We start from the raw sequence: 19,974 nt of genomic DNA, 5'->3' as shown, positions 1-19,974 counted from the left end.
TGTCTTTTTCACATAATAATAATAGTAGATTATGCTTAAGAGGGGTGAGAATAGTTAATAAGAAAATTATCTTTTTTGGAGATTTTGGTATTGATGACGCCGTAGCGTTAATTTATGCAAATAAAACATGTAAATTAGATATTCTAGGTATTGTTGCTGAGTACGGGAATGTATCACGAGATATCGTTACGGAAAATGTTTATTTTTTAGAAAGGTACTATGCTACACAAGTGAAAATTATTGAAGGTGCGAGTAGACCGATGACAGCTGAAGAGCCTTTGTTTTTCCCTGAAATCCACGGGGATCACGGTTTAGGTCCTATTATTCCACCTGAGATGAGAATTTGTAAACGAGAAAATTTTTGTGAATTAATCAAATTAATCGAACCTTGTCCAGAAGATATTATAATTGTGGCGACAGGGAGACTAACGACGCTTGCTACGTTATTTTTATTGTATCCAAATATAATGGATCGTATTTGTTCGTATTATATAATGGGCGGCGCTTTCCTATTTCCAGGTAATGTTACACCAGTATCTGAAGCGAATTTTTATGGTGATCCAATTGCAGCAAATATTGTTATGAAATATGCGAAAAACGCTAGCATATACCCGTTAAATGTAACACAGGGCGCGCTTATTACGCCTGAAATGGCCAATATAATAGATAAACAAGGAACTGGACAGGCGAAACTCATTAAACCAATGATTGATTTTTATTATGAGAATTTCTATAAAAAAGAATATCCGGGTATTGGTGGAAGTCCTATACACGATTTACTACCGTTTATCTCGTTTATAAATGACAGTATTTTCGAATATAAAAAATCGGCAGTGTGGATTAGTACGACAAATGATGTGACTAGGGGCCAAAGTGTAGCAGACTTTAGAAAAATAGCTGAGCCAACAAGGTTTGATGATCGGCCGATTCAAAGAATTGCTGTTGGTTTTAACTATGCAGCTTTTAAAGAAGAGTTTATGCGAACAATATTGAAGCCAGATTGTTCTTAATGTGTGTAATAACAAGTCGGATAAATCGTTAGTTCAAAAAAAGGTTTAATCTGTGTGTATTATTCTCAAAAATCTTAAAGTTGAACAACATGAATAACTTATGAAAAATGTCACATAACTAATGGTAAGCAATTGTTTCTAATTATATTTTGATTGGTGAAATGTAAAGGAGGTTATTATATGATTTGGTCTTTAATCGTCGGTGGTATATTAGGATGGCTTGCGAGCTTAATTACTGGAAAGGACGTACCTGGTGGTGTAATTGGTAATATTATTGCTGGTATTATCGGTTCTTGGGTTGGTTCGAAATTACTTGGTAGTTTTGGTCCAGTCATTGGCGGATATGCAATTATTCCAGCTTTAATCGGTGCGATTATTTTAATTTTCATCGTAAGCTTCTTATTACGAGCAATGCGAAAATGAATGTAAGGACTGTTTACATTTGTAAGCAGTCCTTTTTATATGTTATGCTAGTATTATACAATCAGGAGGTGTCAGCATTGAAATCATTTACAGTAAATTTCCATCAAGAAGATAATGCAAAAGCGACAACAGTACATAAATTAAGTGAAGAGGACTTCAATAAAGCAACTGAAAAAGGTACTCGTCATTTATTTGATTTAGATACAAACGTTGGCTTCTTCGTATTCTTTGATGCAGAAGATGCAGAAGGAAATGATCAATACTTAATGTTACAATATGAAGGGGATCATGAAGAACCAACTGCATGCTACGGATTTGATTTAAAACTATACTATCAATTTTTAGCACTATACTTAAACGATCTTGAATTCCAAGGCGAAACAGATGAGGAAGAGGAAGAATACGGTCCAATTCATCATTTAGCGCATTTACTTTATCATATTGTTGAAGATGGTAAATCAATCGAAGTGTAATATACATATTTGAAGCTGCTCTTTTTGGGCAGCTTTTTTATATGACATTGAAATGGTGTACTGTAAGCTAAATAAGGTGAAATTTTAATCAGTGGGGGTTTTGTTCATTCCCACTGATTATCAGCCCTCACCAATTTAGCTTTTACGGGCAGCAGGGCCCCCACCTAACTGCTTTGTTTCCGCTGAATTTTGAGGTGGGGATCTTACTGCCCGGCAAATAGCGGGATAAATTAATAATAGAAATTTATTTATTACTTTCATGTTAGCGTCTTAAAACACCTGTTATAATGATTGTAATTAAATTCTTGGAGGCTAATTCTATGCTTGTAGATGTAAAAGCTTTTATTAAAGCTGCAGGTTTAACATGTATTTCATCATTAAGTGGAGATAACACGTTTGCTTATAATTTTGAAACAGTAAAAAACACTATCGCTACATTTTTTAAGAAGCTAAGATTTACCGTTTAATTTCATTTCAACCAGTAGGAAAAGAGTAATCACTTCCTACTGGTTTTTTTGTTTCAAGGAGCTGTTGTGACAGTATAGATAGAGGATATTATCATTGAGAAGAGAAGGTTTAAAGAAGGAGATGAATACGATGATTAACAATATAATTCCAAGTTTTTTAAAATTATGGGAAAGTGACGATTTAGAATTAGAAGTCCTTAATTAATACTATACTTCGCATCCGGTTGATTATCGAAATGAATAAAATACAATAGGGGGTAAAAATGATGAAGGTATATTTGAAAATAGTTATGTTATTTCTTACTTTTACATGCACATTTGCATTAGCAGCATGTAAAGGGACAGACGAAAAAAAGGAAGCAAATCCAGCCTCGGAAAATAATAAAAATGAACAAAGCAATTCTTCAGAAGAAAAGAAAAATCTTGAAGCAAAACCAAGTAATGAAAAAACAATAAAACCATCAGCTGAGCAAGATTCGAAAGATAGAACACTTAATCAAAAATCAATTAACCACGTTAAAGATTTGTTTGAACTAGCAAAAGAAGGAAAGGTACCTAATGTGCCATTTGGAGCCCATACAGGGGATATTGAAGAAATTGAAAAAGCGTGGGGGAAAGCAAATAAAACCGAATATGCAGGGAATGGAATGTACGCAACTTTTACAAATAAAAATGTTGTTTTCGGATTTAATAAAGGGTCACAAGTTTTTGATGTACGCTCATATCATGCAGAACTAAAATTGATTACATTACAAGAAATTGAAAAAGCATTAGGAAAACCATCTTCAGTTAAAGAGAATGGTGAAGATAAAATATATGTATACAAAGTAAATAACCAGTATGAATTGAAATTTGTCATTCCAAAATCGACTGGTAAGGTCGATCATATTTCCGTATTTTCGCCAGAGGATAGTATTAATAAAATGGCAGGATAAGAAATTAAGTGATTTCAAAAACACCTCACTTTCTTGAAGTGAGGTGTTTTTAGTTGTAAACAAGGAACGTCTCCTGTCATATAAAACATACTTTCATATGCAAAATACTTCACTTTTGTTTTTTAATATTCATCCAATAAGAAATATTGATCTACTGAAAAAGTAGTAACCTATAAATTATGTGTAGGATGGTTCACGATTTTTTTACGTTCCAAACTTTGAACAAATAGCGCTTGAACAATACCTCCAACTAATAAGAAGCTAGCACAAATATAAAACAGTATACTTCCATTTAACTTACTTAATATAACTGCACCAATAATTGGTCCACACGTTCGAGATATATCCCAGTGTATACCGTAAATTGAAAAATATAAACCACGTTTATCATGAGGTGCAATTTCTGAAACGAATCGTAATAAATGGTTTAGAGCAATACTTTCTCCAATGACTAAAAAGAGTAAGGTGAAGAATAACGACAATATCGTCGTTGAATAACTAAAGCCAACTGCAGCTATTGTATAGCAGGCGTAAGAAATAAGGATGATTTTCGCCATAGAAAATCGTTCAGACCATTTTACGAGGAAGATTTGTAGAATGATTTCCAAAATGGCTTTGCATGTTGAAATAAATGCGAGTATGAATACGAGATTAGGAAATACATGTTCTGCAAAAATACGATAATTCGTCTCAGTTTGTGCATAAAAAAAGCTAATAGGAAGTGTAGAAACCATAAGACCGAATATGGCGTAATGTTTAAAAGCAAATTGCTTTGGTGAACTTGCCTCAACTGTTTGTTTCGACTTACTTATAGGTGGAACAGTTTCTGGGAGCTGGGTCCAAACAACAACGGCATATATCGTAAGAGTTACACTTTGCACGATAAATAAATATTCTGGGTGAGTATTATAAAAACTTGCACCGATTAAAGGGCCGACTACGGATCCGATTGCTCCCATCGTTTGTAGGAGAGCAAAAATTTCTGCTTGCTGCTCTTGTTTTGTTAAATCAGCAATTTGTGCACGTTGAGCTGGAATATATAAGGAACGGCCAATACCATTAATGACATATAACAGTGCAAATATAAAAACGGATTGAGCGAAAACGAAACTACCGATTGCAACACCTTGTAGTAATAATCCGAGTAACATAATCTTTTTTCGGCCATATTTATCAGTAATTCCTCCAGCAATAAGTGTAAATAAAATGTCTGAAAGTGGCTGTAATCCGAAAATTAGCATAGTTATTATTACATTGCCGTTTAACATTTTATTGACGTAAATAATCATAATGAGAGCTAACATAGATTCAGTCGTTCGGGTTAATAATTCACCACACAATCTAATAAAAATAGGTTTATTGTAACGAAGTAAGAGATAATTCAATATTAATTCCTCCTTTCTATATTGAAATGATAAGATGAAAGGAGAGTTGGAAAAAGGGTAGAAACTATAGGGAGGATTTTTCACCTTTTAGGGGGAGTATGATGTTTATTTTAGATCAATACATTGAACTATGGATTGCTTATGGAAAAGGAAAAAAAGAGGGAGAACGATTGGAAGTAACAGTGCAAAATATATCTGGTACATTATTTTGTACAGAGCGCAATAGTAAATTAATTATAAAAAAATTAGATGAGTTAAATTGGATTAAGTGGTTTCCAGGTCGCGGCAGAGGAAATCGGTCTAAGTTAATATTTCAAAAGCACCCGATATCTTTAATTTTAGATAGAGGAAAAGAAATAACGAAAAAAGGGGATGTGAAAAGCGGAAGTATATTTGTGGAACGCTATAGCTCACATTTTCCATCGGTAAAGGGAGAATATCATTCCTGGGTGGATTCAATATTTGGTCATAAGGTTGAAATGACATCTGAAGGGAGAAGAGATGTACTCCGGTTGCAAGTACAAATGAATTTAGATATCACATTAGATCCTGTATACGCTACAATGCGCTCAGAATGCCATATGGTAAAACATATATTCGACACACTCGTGTATGTAGACGGTAATACAAACATTATAGAGCCAAGACTTGCATTTCACTGGGAATATAATGACGCTGAAAAAATATGGACGTTTTACTTACGAAAAGGAGTTCACTTTCATAATGGAAAACAACTTACTGCACATGATGTTATATACTCGTTGAATCGATTTATGAAGCTGGAAAATAATGCACACGCATGGATGTTACAACACGTTGAAAGTATCCGTTCAGTGGATGACTACGTTTTCGAAATTCAATTACATACAGAAAATCGAATGTTTTTACATATGCTAAGTGCAGAACAGTGTTCTATCGTGAATGAAGATGAAGCAGGAGGGCTAATTGGAACCGGGCCTTTTCAATTATATAAAAGTAATGAAAATCTGTTCATTTTAGAAGGACATCCTTTATATTTTCGTGAAAGACCTTTTTTAGATCGTGTTGAGTTGTGGAATGTAGAACAAGGTGTAAGTACATACGATGTTTTAGTAAAGGCGCAGTATAAAGATAAAGAAAAACATAATAAAGAATTGTCCCGGCTTGAGTCGAACGTGACATATATAACATGTAATCTTACGAAAGAAGGACCAATGCAAGATGCGTTATTTCGGAAAGCGTTATATAACATCATTCATGGTTATACAATCGTTCAAGAACTCGGCGGAGAACGTGGAGAAGTGGCAAAGAAACTAATATTAGCAAATGAAAGCATAGTAGATATTGACGAAGATATCGAAAGTTTAATTAAAAGGAGTACTTATCATAGTGAAGTGCTACAACTCTACACATTTACAGGACGAGATCATGTTGAAGATGCACAATGGATACAAAAAGAGTGTGCGAAGTACGGGATTCGTGTAGAAAATAATTTTCTTGAGATAGAAGAGCTATTGGAAGTAAGTACGATACAAAAGGCCGATATGATGCATGATAGTGCCACAATAAGTGAACGAATAGAAGATAGTTTATTATATATGTTTCTTACAAAAAATAGTTTTATTCATGGACAAAGCAGCATGGACTTTCATGAAAAGTTGTCTCCTTATTTTAGACAAGAAGAATTAGAGAAAAGAGTTACACTGTTACGCGATATCGAGGATACTTTGTTACGTCAAATTCATATTATTCCTTTATATCGTAATAAACAAGAGGTAAGTACACATGAAAAAGTTCAAAATATAATGATTAATTCACAAGGTTGGATTGATTTTTATAATATTTGGTTTAAATCTTGATATATAAGGGCTTTTGCACATTTTCATAAGATGTGTAAGAGCCTTTTTGTATGTGAGAATAGGTTTGTTTTACACATTGTTACGCTACTTGTGATAAAAGTCTATTTACAGCGTAACAGTGTTATGTTACATTGTTATCAGGAAGGAGTGTTATACAGTTGAGTACAGATTTAATTTCAAAAAAAGATTTATTAGAACTAACTGGTATTTCATACGGACAGTTATATAGGTGGAAAAGAAAAAATTTAATTCCGGAAGATTGGTTTGTACGAAAATCAACGTTTACAGGTCAAGAGACATTTTTTCCGAAAGAAAAGATATTAGAGCGTATCGATAAAATCCAAACGATGAAAGAGGATTTATCACTTGATGAACTAGCTAACATGTTTTCACCGAGTGTGAGAGAAATTCTTTTAACAAAGGAAGACATTTTATGCAAGGGAATTGCATCAGAACCAGTTTTACAATTTTTCATAGAACAAACGAATAAAACAGCAGAGTTTCAATTTGTAGACATTCTTTATGTGTACATGTTAGAAGAATTACTACAATCAGGAGAGATTAGTTTAGAAGAAGGAAAAATGGTCTTGCAAGTTTTACGTGAAAATTATGAAGCAATGAAACATAAAACTTGTGACTTAATCATCGTCCGAAAGTTAGGGATTTCTACATGTTTATTAGTTTCAAACGTGGACGATTTAATTTTTGAAAAAGGCACCAAAATCGTTTTACGCGAAGCGATTATGAAATATACCGAAGCATTAAAAACTAAATTGTTGTAGTGGAGGAGAAAGTATGCGTACAGATAATTTGATTATAAATGGTTACGGTTCATCGAACGGCGGCGAGTTTCATAAAGTGCAATTAAACGGAAAAGGAACTGTGAATGGAAATGTTGAATGTGAGCAATTTGAATGTAACGGTTACGGTGCAGTTACTGGTGATTTGAAAAGTAGCAGTGCACGAATTAGCGGATCTGGTAAAGTTGATGGTACAGTTCATGCTGAAACGATGCGAATTGATGGAAAAGCAACAATTACGCAAAATGTAAAAGCAAACAGTTTGAAAATTGCAGGAAAAGGTACGATAGGTGGAAATGTCACTGGTGAAGAATTTAAAGTCAATGGTCAAGCTACAATTGACGGTAATTGTGAAGTGGATACTTTTTCTTCAGAAGGACAATTTACAATCGGTGGTTTATTAAGCGCAGATGAAATTAATATAAATATTCACGGTACATGTCGAGCGAAAGAAATTGGTGGTCAAACGATTAAAGTAAGACATAGATCAGGTACATTTAGTAGGTTATTTAAAACAGTGTTTGGCTTGCAGTTAGAAGCTGAACTATTAGAAGGTGACAATATCGATATTGATTATGCTCATATAAGAACGGTAAGAGGAAACAATGTTACAGTAGGAGCAAACTGTGAGATTGAACTGATTGAATATACCGGTGTTCTTACTGTTGATAAAAATGCAAATGTAAAAGAAATTAAGCAGGTTTAACGGAAGGGAGAAATCAGTATGGAACATCCACATAGTCTCACAGTAAATGGTTCTGGTAATTCAGCAGGCGGAGATTATAATAAAGTGAAGATTCGCGGTGAAGGAACAATTACCAATGATATGAGTTGCAATGAGTTTAAAACGTACGGAACGAGTGATGTACACGGTAATGTGAAAGTGAAAAACTATGTCGTGTATGGAGATAACGAAGTACAAGGAAATGTAGATGCGGAATATGTAAAAGTATATGGTAATACACAAATTCATGGTGATGCTCATATTGAAAAAACAAAAGTTAGAGGTATGATAGATATTGAAGGAAAGTTTTCAGGTGATTTCGTAGATGTAAAAGGTGCTTTAAATGTAAAGGGAGATATTGAAGTAGAAGATTTATCATTAACTGGTGGTCTTGAAAGTGATGGATTACTTAATGCTGAAAATATTCAAATCTCACTTCGTTATGAAGGCAGTAAGGTAAGAGAAATTGGTGGTAAAAAGATTACTGTTCGTAAAAAAGCGAGATTTATTCCTTTTACTAGTCATGCTGGAAACCTCCAAACTTCGATTGTTGAAGGAGATGATATCTATTTAGAACATACGATTGCTGAAGTTGTAAGAGGCAACAACGTCACAATTGGTCCTGGATGTGAAATTAGTGTTGTAGAATATCATACTAGTTTTAATCAAAAAGGTAATGCAGTCGTAAAAGAACATAAACAAATATAAGTAGTATGAGGGAGAGCAAGAGATATGGTTGAGAAGAATAATAAGCTCGGCTTTGTTGTGGCGGGCTTATTGCTAGGTATTTTAATGGCATCGATGGATAATACCATTGTCGTAACGGCGATGGGAACAATCGTTGGTGACTTAGGAGGCCTCGAAAACTTTGTATGGGTCGTTTCTGCCTATATGGTCGCAGAAATGGCAGGCATGCCGATTTTCGGTAAGCTATCAGATATGTATGGTAGAAAGAGATTCTTTATTTTCGGTTTAATTGTCTTTATGATTGGTTCGGCACTTTGTGGTACTGCTGAAAATATTACACAGTTAGGTATTTATCGTGCCATTCAAGGTATTGGCGGCGGGGCATTAGTGCCAATCGCGTTTACTATCGTTTTTGATATTTTCCCACCTGAAAAACGCGGGAAAATGGGTGGTTTATTCGGAGCGGTATTTGGATTATCTAGTATTTTCGGGCCATTACTTGGCGCATATATTACCGATTACATTAGCTGGCACTGGGTATTTTATATTAACTTACCACTTGGCATTTTAGCACTTATTTTTATTACATTCTTTTATAAAGAATCACGCGTTCATAGAAAGCAAAAAATTGATTGGTTTGGCGCAATTACTTTAGTTGGTGCAGTAATTTGTTTAATGTTTGCTTTAGAACTAGGTGGACAAAAATATGATTGGGATTCTAGCTTTATTTTAAGCTTATTTGGTGGATTCGCCATTTTAATCATCGCATTCATTTTTATTGAACGAAAAGTAGAAGAACCAATTATTTCATTTGAGATGTTTAAGCAGCGCTTATTCGGAATGAGTACAATTATTGCTTTATGTTACGGTGCTGCATTTATGTCAGCAACTGTGTACATTCCGTTATTTATTCAAGGTGTATACGGTGGTACCGCAACAAACTCAGGATTATTACTTTTACCGATGATGTTAGGATCAGTCGTAACAGCGCAGTTAGGCGGATTTTTAACAACTAAACTTAGCTACCGAAACATTATGATTATTTCTGCGGTTATTATGCTAATTGGACTATTCTTATTAAGCACGTTAACACCAGAAACAAGTCGTGCATTATTAACAGTTTATATGATTATTATCGGATTTGGAGTCGGTTTCTCATTCTCTGTACTAAGTATGGCAGCTATTCACAACTTCGGTATGGAACAGCGCGGGTCTGCGACTTCAACGAGTAACTTCATTCGTTCGTTAGGAATGACACTAGGCATTACAATCTTCGGAATGATCCAAAGAACAGGTTTCCAAGATCAATTAGAAGAAGCATTTAAAGGGATGAGCGGGGGAATGAATACAAACGCTTTAGGGGATTCAAGAGCTATTCTATCAGAATCGGCAAGATCTCAAATCCCTCCGCAAATATTAGATAAGATTATTGACGCTCTTTCTAGTTCAATTGTTCAAACATTCATGTGGGCATTGGTACCAGCTGGATTAGCATTCATATTCATTTTCTTTATGGGAAATGAGCGCATGGTAATTAAGAAACAACAAACGAATAAAAAGAGTGAAACATCAAAAGCGTAATGAAAAAGCTCCTTTCTAATTGGAAAGGAGCTTTTTCGTATGTACGGTGTTAGATTAGCCTTCGATAATTTCGTATTCTTCGTCTGCAAGTAATAAAATTTGCGTTTTCTTGCCTTTGTTTTGAACTTCGATTACATCGTATGCGCCTAAGTCTCTTACTTTGCTTTGAGAAGCGTTAACCATAACTTCAATAGAATCAATTAAGATATCTTCTTCAATATATGATTCAGGCAATGCCATATCTTCAGTATCTAATACACACGCATATAGATTTTGTAAATTTTCAGCAGTTGGGTTTTGTTCCTCAACATCAATGATGTTTTTTACTGCTTCCATATTTTCCTCTTTTGCTTGGTATACTTTAATTTTAGCCATTGTTTTAATCTCCTTTATAACGTAATCGTAGAGGCTACACCTTATTATAACGTTTTTTTCATGAAAGATGAAATTGTTATATGTATTTATAGTAAAAATTATGTTTCCTTACTCAAAAATGGTGTGATTTCCATATAAATGTACGATTAGGTAACGATATTGCTACGTTAACGTTATATTGTCCAAGCTTTTCTTATTTTCTTCTCATATATATGTAGTAGCAATTCTATATAGAGAAGGGATGGAGTGTAAGTGGGGTGTGAACCGAAACGTGATTGTGGGTGTTGCCAAAATAGTATATGTGAGTTTTTACAGAGTCTAGAACCGTATACAAAAGTTGAAAGTATCATAATAGCAGGAAACGAAATTGCTGTATCTTATTTTCTTTCATTTAATAAGAAAACAGGTATCGTATCATTCGTACAAGAAGACAATGAGGTTATATTTGTCGATTGTTCAAAGATTGATGCAATTCGAATAGGGAAAGTATGTAGTTGCAAAACAAAAGTTAAATATATTGAAGAGGACTTTAGCTTGCTAGGAAATGTTTGCCCGCATTGTTTAACAGAGGGGAGTACAATCTTTTTCGATTTTAACAATCCTGAATTAAATGTGTCTTTCCAAGCAACAACAATTAATCCACCTAGATGTACTGAATTTACAGATGATCTCGGGAATGTAGTAAAGCAAATTACTATAGTAGGTGAGGCGAGAGTTTCTAGAGATTTTGTTCAAGTACCTGAACTGGTAGGTTTTCGATTACTTTTATCACATCCAGCTGGAGACCCTTTAAACTACGGATTATTATTTATTAATTTTCCTGATACGATTTTTATTTTTATATTGGCATCAAGCGGATACCTTTCCATTTCGAACTGTTTAAAAATAGAGGGCGGAACTGGTGATGCCGAAATAGAAGAGATGAAAAAAATGATAGAGGATGACGTTAACACGTACAAATCAGTTGTTAAATTGACTAAAGTATATAAGAACGGTGAGACGGAATCTTTTATTTATAAAAATGAGTTATAACACATGTATTTAAATGCACCCTCAAACTATTGTTGAGGGTTGTTACATAATTAATTATGTTGGTCCTTCAAACCGTTTGTTAACGGGTAAGAAATATATTTATTGTTGACTTATTTTATATGTTGATCATTTCATAGTTAGTAGATGTTATAATCTTTTTATGTTTACTGATATTTTATAAATATTCGAAGTTTTAATTTAATAGTCAATTGCTTTTATGATGAACAGGTGGGTATGTATATGAATACGAATTATGGAGCGCTCATGAAAATGTTAAGAGTAGTTGATTCTAAAGAAGGCGGGAATGTAAATGATATATGAAGCGAATATACATACAAGAAAAAAACTAGTTTCTATGTTTGAGAATTTCAATAACGTTGTTTTACTTTCTTATTTACAAGGGCATATGGGTACTGCTTGGGTAAATGATCTTGAAAATCCAAAAGTAGCACAAGTTACGGTAGGGATTTTTACATTTTACGCTGGAGACCCAAATACGAAAGAAACAGAAGAGTTATTACGTAATATTCCAGAAAGAATTTTAGTTATCGTAAATAGTGAAGAGTGGAAACAACGCTTAGAAACATTCCATGAAAGAAAAATAGATAAGTTTTTACGTTATAAATTCAAACGAAATCCAGAAGTTTTTAATCGTTCAAAATTAAAATCTTTTATATCAGCACTTCCAAAAGAATATGAGTTAAGAAGAATAGACGAGCATATCGCAAATAGCCCTACATTACATAAGATATCTGAAGATTTCACAAGTCAATTTCATTCGGTAGAAGATTATATAAACCGTGGTATAGGTTATAGCATTTTATATAACGGAGAAGTTGTATGCGGTGCATCCTCGTATAGTATTTATAATGATGGGATTGAAATTGAAGTTGCGACTGATCACAATCATAGAAGAGAGGGCTTGGCAACTGTAGTAAGTGCAGCTCTTATATTGGATTGCTTAGAAAATGGAAAGTATCCAAACTGGGACGCAGCGAATACTACATCTGCTAAACTAGCAGAAAAGTTAGGATATGAATTTGATAAGGCATATGATACTTATTTTGTGGATAATAGATGAGTGAAGGAGTTACATACTAAAAAATAAATGCGCCCTAGTACGTAAGTCTAGGGCGCATTTATTAGTTGGTAAATATCTTCATAACAATCATATCATATTTTATCTTTTGAATGTTTGGAATTAAAGATATTTATGTGACTTTTTGAAAAAATAAAAGAGCAGCTAGCAAAAGCCAACTGCTCCTCTCTCAGGAGGAATGGAGAAATACAATCATATTATCTATAGTATTGACGGAACATAGAGTTTTAATCAAAGCCCGATTGGTGAGGGGTTTGATTAAAACTCCCACTGATTAAAGTTTCACTTTATTACATTTACAATTTAAATAGTAGAACGTGTTTATCGTAGTTCTCCAAACACCAATTATATTTTTTTAGAATAATTGGATGGACTGCTTCTGTCGTAGTATCGACTTCAGTATATCCATATTTCTTATAAAAGTTTTCTAATTCCTCAAAAGGAAGACAATATACATTTTGTATTTGTGATTTTTTCGCAGTTTCTACTAAAAATGAAACAAGCTCACCAGCTAATTGAAGCCCTCTAAATTGAGGCAGAATAAAAATCCCGCCCATTTCTAAAGTATCTTCATATATTTGGACTAATCGGCCAACACCTGCATACTCGTTGTTATATGTAATAATTGCAACTTTATCTCTTTTTAAATCACTTCGTACAAATCCTATTGAGTCATATTGATTATTAACCCATTCTAAATCGTTAGATGTGGCTAATTGAATACTCATATACATCCTCCTTGGAAATACTAGCGCTTTCTTCATTATATAGAACATAACATACTATATCAAAGGAACCTTGAGGTAGCCCATTTGTTTAAGTTATTAGTTAAAAGTGTGGGGTTGTTGGCATTGAAATGATGGCTTCACCAAACATAGGATAATAATCTTGTGAATTTAGTGTTACATAGTCAAAATAAAAATTAGTTCATGCGTTCGGTAATGCACGATGGTTTAAGTGTAGAGAAGATCATAGGGGTATTTTAATTAGTAGCTACTGTATTCATTGAAGTTATTAAGGAAATGTCGTAATCCCTAGCCTTAGTGATACAAATCATATTATGGTTTAGTAAAAAAACTCTTCCTGAAAAAGAGGGGGATTAAAGATAAGAGCACTTCGAAAAGTGCCCTTCAGTAAACGACTACTTATTCTAAAAAGAAAGGATGCAATATATTATATGAAGTTTAGTGTATTTAAGTATGGGTCTTTTATATAAAAGTTTTATTTTGTTCCGAATAAAAAGGCGGTTGTTTCCGCAACCACCTTTCAGTAAAACAAAGCACTTTTTATGAAATAAATTATGGATGGTCCCTAAAAAAGGTTATAGGATATACCCACATTTTTATAACTAAAGTGACGAACTCAGGTTATAAGGAAGGAACAATTATATTGTATGAAATCTATTCTAGAGTAGTCACAAAGAAAGTTGTCTTCTTATTAGAAGGCAGCTTTTTTTATTAGAAAAAGAAGTAGAAGATTAAGTTACTTGTCCAAACAAATTTTAAAAAAATACATAAAATGCTATTAGTTAGTCAATATTTTAATATTGCTAATTTTTAAGACTAAAAGGGGTGATTTTATGTGTGAATGTGAAGTTTGTAGACGAAAGAAAAATCGGGATCCATTAAACCGGGAGTTTGAGCCGAAAAAACGAGTTCATGAGCCAAAAAAAGAGGATTGTGAGCCAAAAAAAGAAGATTGTGAGCCAAAAAAAGAAGATTGCGAATCATTAAATGATTATTCGTTTAGTAAAAATGCAAATTTTTTAGAGGCAGCTATACAAACAGATGAAATCGATCAAATTTCTGAGGAATATATTGAAATAGTTGATTCAGCAGATGTACAAGTTACTACTACAGATACAAAAGCTGCGCTATCTATCCAAGCGGCATTACAAGCAGCTATCGTAGTTGTAGTAAGTATTTCTATAGCAGATAGTGAAAAGGCAGATAAAATAACACAAGAATTATTTCAAAAATCAGCTATTAAACAAATTAATAGACAAAAAACATTTATTAAAAATTCTAGAAACGTAACCGTAACAACTACTGATACAGATATTGCAGTGAATATTCAAATTCTCCTTCAAATTTTATTAGCTTTATTAGTTAAACTAAACATTTTATAAAGTGTCTATCCTATTGATATTTAGCTATAAGTTTTCACTCTAAGTAAATGTTTTTTGTTGTAATACGTGGTACAAGCTTGGACTTTTTATTATGACTGAATTAATATTCAAGATTAATGGTAAAGCAAGTGTGGAAAACTACAAATAAAGATAAAATACATGATTTAACAGTAATGAAACTTATATTTATGTGAAGTGAAGGAAAGCTGTCTTCTTATTAGAAGTCAGCTTTTGATTTTATTAGCAAAAAGAAGTGAAAATAGAAGATTAAGTTACTTGTCCAAGCAATTTTTATTTCATTACATATAATGCTCGTAGATATTTAAAATTTTTATAGAAAATTGATTGGAGTGAATATTGTAAATGGATGATTTAAACAAATTTTCTTCCTTTAAGTTTGATAAGGATCAAAAGAATATAATTATAGACCTTTTACTCTCAGATATTTTTAATAGGCATGGGATAAATGAAGAAAAATTAAAAAATTTATCACCAGAAAAAAAGCAGCAAATTAAAAGTATTGTTTCTGAAATACAATCACAAGTTAATAATTATTTAGATTGAAAGGGGGTGAACGCATGGACAAAACATGTCATTCAGATGAAAATAAAAAGTGGAGTGCATTAGATTCCTCAAATCCTCATCCATCTTTTAAAAATGCTAGCGTTTCAGAAGCAGCTGCGCAAGAAAGTAAAACGTATCAAATTTCTGAAGAATCTATTACAATTGTAGATTCAGCAGATGTAGAAGTTACTACTACAGATACAAAAGCTGCTTTATCTATTCAAGCAGCATTACAAGCAGCTATCGTGGTTATAATAAGTATTTCTATAGCAGATAGTGAAAAAGCTGACCGTGTAGCACAAGAATTGTTTCAAAAATCATCTATTAAACAAATTAATAAACAAGAAACTGTTATTAGAAATTCTAGAAATGTTACAGTTACGACTACGGATACAGACATAGCAGTAAATGTTCAAATTCTTCTCCAAATTTTATTAGCTTTACTAGTAAAATTAAATATTTTATAAAATGTTTAACTTGTTTTTATCTAGTGATTCTTACAGGTGAATATTCACTGTTTTAATTATAGTACAGGCTATAAATATTTATCATAACTGGACTAATATTCAACATCACCAAAGTATGAATGTAAACAAACAATGTGATGGAAAATAAAGTTTGGTTATTTTATGAAAATGTAAAAGCCATTTCCTTTATTGGATTTGGCTTTTCAATTTTAAACAGTATGAATTTGAAAAGATTATATTAAGATAAAGAATTAAAATATAATGATACAAAATACTTATAAAATTATTCGTGTTTTAGAAAAATAATAAGAAAAAGGTGTTTAAAATAGAATCATTTTCATTAACAGTTCAAGTTTTGAAGAATAGTGCATACAATATAAAGTGTTTTCCTTTCTTCATTTAAGTTTTACGTATATAATTTAAAAGTACTATTTTTATTTTATTATTTTATATTTATAACAGAATAGAGGTTTAAAAATGGGTGTTAAAATCATTACGGATAGTGCGGCGGATTTACCAGTAGAATTGCTGCAAGCATATGATATTGATTTAATTCCACTCCGTGTATATGATGAAGCAGAAACAGAGTATTTAGATGGAGTAACATTAGAGTCAGTTACATTATTGCAAAAAATGAGAGAAGGCGCTGTTTATAGAACGTCATTGCCTTCACTTGAAACGTTCCAAGAAAAATTTGTTTCTTATGCAAAAGAAGGTAATCCTTGTATATATTTAGCTTTTTCATCTGAACTGTCTGGTACATATCAATCATCAGTTGTCATTAAAGAGGAAGTAAAAGAAACATATGCTAACTTAGATTTAGAAATTATTGATACGAAATGTGCTTCGCTTGGTCAAGGTCTTGTCGTTTTAGAAGCTGCTAAAATGGCAAAAGACGGCGCATCAAAAGAAGATATTTTAAAGCGTGTTGATTTTCTAATGAGCCATATGGAACATATCTTCACTGTAGCTGACTTACAGTACTTAGTGAGAGGTGGACGTTTAAGTAAAGTCGCAGGATTTATCGGTGGTTTACTAAACATTAAACCGATCTTAAACGTGGAAGAAGGAAAACTTGTACCACTTGAAAAGGTACGAGGGAAAAAGAAAGTATTAAGCCGTATTGTTGATATTATGGAAGAACGTGGTAAAGACCTTAAAGGTCAAACAATCGGTATGACTCACGGTGACGATTTAGAAACAGCGGAAGCATTAAAATCATTAATTACGGAAAGATTTGGCTGTGAAGTATTTATCGTAAATACAATTGGTGCAGCAATCGGTGCACATACAGGACCTGGCGTTATAACGTTATTTTTCTTAAATGAAGTAGAGTAAAGGATTGATCTTTTGATCAATCCTTTTTTATTTTTTAATCTGTGATAATCGGTCGATATGGTATTGATGAAGATAAAATCTTTGAAGTTTCCCTATATCAAATGCAATCTTGTAGAGGGATTATTTTTTATATGTGTAATGATACTTAATGGTAGAAGAAAAGAGTATAAATAAGAATATATTTATAGGAATTTAAATATTTGAAGATATCAAAATTTTTCCATTTCATATATAATTGTGTGTGGAGAAATATCTGTAACTATTTGTAAAAATAGGAGGCGGCTATAAAAATGCAAGAAAGTGCTAGATGGGATTTAAATCGCTTGTATTTGAATGAGGATATTCTATTTCCGATTTTGGAGTTGAAAGAGCAATATTTTGTAACAAAAGATGTAGAGATTCTTTCAAAGCTTATACAAGCTATTGAAAAAGCAGAATACTATTTGTACTGTCGATCGGTTGAAGAAAGTGTTCCATCTGACCTTACTAAATTGACCGTGAAAGTGAAGGAACTAAAAAGTGAATTACAGCAAGTAATAAAACATAATGAAGTGGAAACTTCAGATAATACTAAGTTAATAAAAGATGAACTTAATGCGTGGGAAAATATGTACATACAATTACGGGATAGGATAGAAATAGAGCACAATAATAAACTATTATCCTTTGGACAAGCAAATACTATTGCAATGAATAGTGATAATGAAAAGGAAAGATTAGAAGTATTCGATTCATTAACATGTGCTTTACATAAGGAAAAAGAAATCTTTGCTACTGTATTAAATCAAGTAGGGAGATTGCGTAATGCAAAGAGTAATGAAATAGAAGATAGAGAGATTTTAACACAATCTTTTCATGCGAATGGCATTTCAGAAACTGTATTATTCCAAATGTGGAATGTGACAGAAGAAAACCTTGATAAATTAGTAAGTGCTTTAAACGTGTATAAGAAAGGGAAAGCTTCGATTACATGGCATGAACTTATGACAGTAAAGGAAAGTAATGAGGTCATGATTCCTTTTTCAGTAGCAGTACAAAACGTTTATGATGCATGTAAGAATATTGATCAAGAATTAGCAGAATTTGCACGTAATGCGATAGAAAGTGGATGGATAGATGCTGAACCGAGAGAGAATAAACCACCAGGTGGGTTTTGTGCTCCATTTTTCAGTGAGAAAGAATCGAGAATCTCCATGCGTTATGATGGGAGTATAGATAGTGTAAGAGTGCTCGCTCATGAATTAGGACATGCTTGGCATTTTTATAATATGAGTTTTGAACAATCTACATCTTTTTTAGATGATTATTTGCCGATGAGTACGGCTGAATCAGCATCTATTTTCTTTGAAACGGTACTCTTAAATTATCTAATTGAAACAACGGATAGTAAAGATATGAAAAAGTCATTACTTAGCTGGAAAATAAGAAATAGTTTTAATTATGTAATGGCAATACGAGCATCGTATCAGTTTGAAAAAACATTTTATGAAAAATGTAAAGAGGGTCCATTAAGTGCTGATGAAATTGAGAAATTATCTATAATGGCACAAAAAGAAGCTTATGGAAAAGCTTTAAGTGAATACCAGCCGTTTGTATGGATGAAATATATTCAATTTTATATAGCAGATGTTCCTTTTTACAATTATCCATACACGTTTGGATATTTAGTAAGTTTTAGTTTATTAGAAATAGCTCAAGAAGGTAAAAGTACTTTTCATTCGAAATATAAAGAGTTCTTACGAGAAACAGGAAAGGCTCCAGTAGAGGAGCTTATGAAAAAACATTTTGAAATAGATATAAGAAATTATGAATTTTGGAATAAAGCTTTTATTCAAATTTCTAAAGACATTGATGAATATTTGCAGCTTATATAAGGGGAGAGTATAGTGGATCAACAGTTTATAAAAGGTATACCTTTTTCAACTTTAGAATATGCAAAAGCTATAAGTTTATTAAAAGGTTGGGTACATGAACAACAAGAGAAACCAAGGTTTGTAGTAACTGCAAATCCTGAAATTGTTATGTCTGCAAAGGAAAATACGGAAAAATCAAAGGAGTTTAAAAAGATGTTACTATCTGCGGATTTAATAACAGCGGATGGGATTGGTGTCATAATTGGCTCGAAAATATTAAAAGGAACTTTGAAAGAACGTGTTACTGGGGCGGATTTAACTCACGATTTAATAAAATATTGTAACGACAATGAATATCGTGTCTTTCTTTTTGGAGCTGCGCCAGAAAGTAATAAAAAGGCATTAGAAAAATTAAATGAGCAGTTCCCAGGAGCACAATTTAAAGGACAGCATGGATTTGTAAATGGTGAAGAAATAGAAGAAATAAAAATGAAAATTAAGCAATTCAAGCCGCATTTATTACTTGTAGGACTAGGTTCACCAAAACAAGAAGAGTTCATTTATGAAAACATACAAACATTAAACGTTCCGCTATCTATTGGTATCGGGGGAATGATTGATATAATATCTGGTACTGTAAAAAGAGCACCGAAAATAATGAGGGATACTGGAACTGAATGGCTGTATAGGTTACTCTCACAGCCGAAAAGATTAAAGAGACAACTTGTACTTCCGAAATTTTTATTGTCGGTTATGTCAGAGAGGATTAAAGGGATTAATTAATAAAGGGGACTA

The 19,974-nt window shown here is 32.7% G+C and carries 21 protein-coding genes; 18 read left to right on the top strand and 3 right to left on the bottom strand.

From position 1 onward, the window contains the following. Positions 1-44 precede the first annotated feature (44 nt). From DN399_RS14150 to DN399_RS14130, 5 genes are all read left to right on the top strand, one after another. Positions 45-1,010, top strand: coding sequence for a nucleoside hydrolase (locus DN399_RS14150; RefSeq protein ID WP_001223682.1), 966 nt, complete (start codon positions 45-47; stop codon positions 1,008-1,010). 180 nt (positions 1,011-1,190) lie between these two features. Continuing rightward, positions 1,191-1,433: a GlsB/YeaQ/YmgE family stress response membrane protein gene (locus tag DN399_RS14145; protein ID WP_000638306.1), complete on the top strand. Its 243-nt coding sequence runs from the start codon at positions 1,191-1,193 to the stop codon at positions 1,431-1,433. 77 nt (positions 1,434-1,510) lie between these two features. After that, a complete protein-coding gene (locus DN399_RS14140; RefSeq protein WP_000834883.1) occupies positions 1,511-1,906 on the top strand; it encodes a hypothetical protein in 396 nt (131 codons plus the stop codon). A gap of 320 nt (positions 1,907-2,226) precedes the next feature. Next, positions 2,227-2,373, top strand: a complete 147-nt coding sequence (locus DN399_RS14135) for a hypothetical protein (protein WP_000959548.1) — start codon at positions 2,227-2,229, stop codon at positions 2,371-2,373. Positions 2,374-2,636: 263 nt separating this feature from the next. Beyond that, positions 2,637-3,308, top strand: a complete 672-nt coding sequence (locus tag DN399_RS14130) for a YjgB family protein (RefSeq protein WP_002204763.1) — start codon at positions 2,637-2,639, stop codon at positions 3,306-3,308. 170 nt (positions 3,309-3,478) lie between these two features. Here DN399_RS14130 and DN399_RS14125 read toward each other — a convergent pair whose 3' ends face one another. Then, positions 3,479-4,693, bottom strand: a complete 1,215-nt coding sequence (locus tag DN399_RS14125) for an MDR family MFS transporter (protein ID WP_001108463.1) — start codon at positions 4,691-4,693, stop codon at positions 3,479-3,481. 101 nt (positions 4,694-4,794) lie between these two features. On the opposite strand from DN399_RS14125, the gene DN399_RS14120 reads away from it, so the two are divergent. The 5 genes from DN399_RS14120 (at position 4,795) to DN399_RS14100 (ending at position 10,323) form a co-directional block, all read left to right on the top strand. Beyond that, on the top strand, positions 4,795-6,531 hold the full coding sequence (locus DN399_RS14120) for an ABC transporter substrate-binding protein (protein ID WP_006920268.1): 1,737 nt from the start codon (positions 4,795-4,797) through the stop codon (positions 6,529-6,531). A 158-nt stretch (positions 6,532-6,689) separates the two neighbouring features. After that, positions 6,690-7,313: a YhbD family protein gene (locus tag DN399_RS14115; RefSeq protein ID WP_000102241.1), complete on the top strand. Its 624-nt coding sequence runs from the start codon at positions 6,690-6,692 to the stop codon at positions 7,311-7,313. A 13-nt stretch (positions 7,314-7,326) separates the two neighbouring features. Next, a complete protein-coding gene (locus DN399_RS14110) occupies positions 7,327-8,037 on the top strand; it encodes a bactofilin family protein (protein WP_001258384.1) in 711 nt (236 codons plus the stop codon). A gap of 18 nt (positions 8,038-8,055) precedes the next feature. Beyond that, on the top strand, positions 8,056-8,763 hold the full coding sequence (locus DN399_RS14105; RefSeq protein ID WP_000400903.1) for a polymer-forming cytoskeletal protein: 708 nt from the start codon (positions 8,056-8,058) through the stop codon (positions 8,761-8,763). A 24-nt stretch (positions 8,764-8,787) separates the two neighbouring features. Next, entirely contained in the window at positions 8,788-10,323 is a 1,536-nt protein-coding gene (locus tag DN399_RS14100; RefSeq protein WP_000229612.1) for an MDR family MFS transporter, read from the top strand. A gap of 54 nt (positions 10,324-10,377) precedes the next feature. Here DN399_RS14100 and DN399_RS14095 read toward each other — a convergent pair whose 3' ends face one another. After that, a complete protein-coding gene (locus tag DN399_RS14095; RefSeq protein ID WP_001062733.1) occupies positions 10,378-10,698 on the bottom strand; it encodes a hypothetical protein in 321 nt (106 codons plus the stop codon). A 252-nt stretch (positions 10,699-10,950) separates the two neighbouring features. Between DN399_RS14095 and DN399_RS14090 the strand changes: the two genes are divergently transcribed. Next, complete coding sequence (locus tag DN399_RS14090) at positions 10,951-11,730, top strand: BC_2878 family exosporium-associated protein (RefSeq protein WP_000501710.1); 780 nt, start codon at positions 10,951-10,953, stop codon at positions 11,728-11,730. A 310-nt stretch (positions 11,731-12,040) separates the two neighbouring features. Continuing rightward, a complete protein-coding gene (locus tag DN399_RS14085) occupies positions 12,041-12,811 on the top strand; it encodes a GNAT family N-acetyltransferase (protein ID WP_149149716.1) in 771 nt (256 codons plus the stop codon). Positions 12,812-13,125: 314 nt separating this feature from the next. Here the strand turns inward: DN399_RS14085 and DN399_RS14080 are convergent, their stop codons facing one another. Continuing rightward, positions 13,126-13,557: a GNAT family N-acetyltransferase gene (locus DN399_RS14080; RefSeq protein ID WP_149149715.1), complete on the bottom strand. Its 432-nt coding sequence runs from the start codon at positions 13,555-13,557 to the stop codon at positions 13,126-13,128. Between the two features lie 851 nt (positions 13,558-14,408). Between DN399_RS14080 and DN399_RS14075 the strand changes: the two genes are divergently transcribed. The 6 genes from DN399_RS14075 to DN399_RS14050 all read left to right on the top strand — a co-directional run bounded on the left by DN399_RS14075 (position 14,409) and on the right by DN399_RS14050 (position 19,962). Continuing rightward, entirely contained in the window at positions 14,409-14,957 is a 549-nt protein-coding gene (locus DN399_RS14075; protein WP_016122685.1) for a spore coat protein, read from the top strand. Positions 14,958-15,320: 363 nt separating this feature from the next. Beyond that, on the top strand, positions 15,321-15,521 hold the full coding sequence (locus DN399_RS14070; RefSeq protein WP_000342253.1) for a spore coat protein W: 201 nt from the start codon (positions 15,321-15,323) through the stop codon (positions 15,519-15,521). A 14-nt stretch (positions 15,522-15,535) separates the two neighbouring features. Then, on the top strand, positions 15,536-15,988 hold the full coding sequence (locus tag DN399_RS14065) for a spore coat protein (RefSeq protein ID WP_000361676.1): 453 nt from the start codon (positions 15,536-15,538) through the stop codon (positions 15,986-15,988). 477 nt (positions 15,989-16,465) lie between these two features. Continuing rightward, positions 16,466-17,326 (top strand): DegV family protein, encoded by an 861-nt coding sequence (locus DN399_RS14060; RefSeq protein WP_000538278.1) that lies wholly within the window; start codon positions 16,466-16,468, stop codon positions 17,324-17,326. A gap of 290 nt (positions 17,327-17,616) precedes the next feature. Continuing rightward, positions 17,617-19,200, top strand: coding sequence for a M3 family metallopeptidase (locus tag DN399_RS14055; RefSeq protein WP_001158169.1), 1,584 nt, complete (start codon positions 17,617-17,619; stop codon positions 19,198-19,200). 12 nt (positions 19,201-19,212) lie between these two features. Then, on the top strand, positions 19,213-19,962 hold the full coding sequence (locus DN399_RS14050; protein WP_006922103.1) for a WecB/TagA/CpsF family glycosyltransferase: 750 nt from the start codon (positions 19,213-19,215) through the stop codon (positions 19,960-19,962). Positions 19,963-19,974 lie beyond the last annotated feature (12 nt).

It is taken from the genome of Bacillus sp. AR4-2 (assembly GCF_008274865.1).
Taxonomy (GTDB): domain Bacteria; phylum Bacillota; class Bacilli; order Bacillales; family Bacillaceae_G; genus Bacillus_A; species Bacillus_A cereus.
This window is presented reverse-complemented; position numbering and strand designations above follow the sequence as displayed.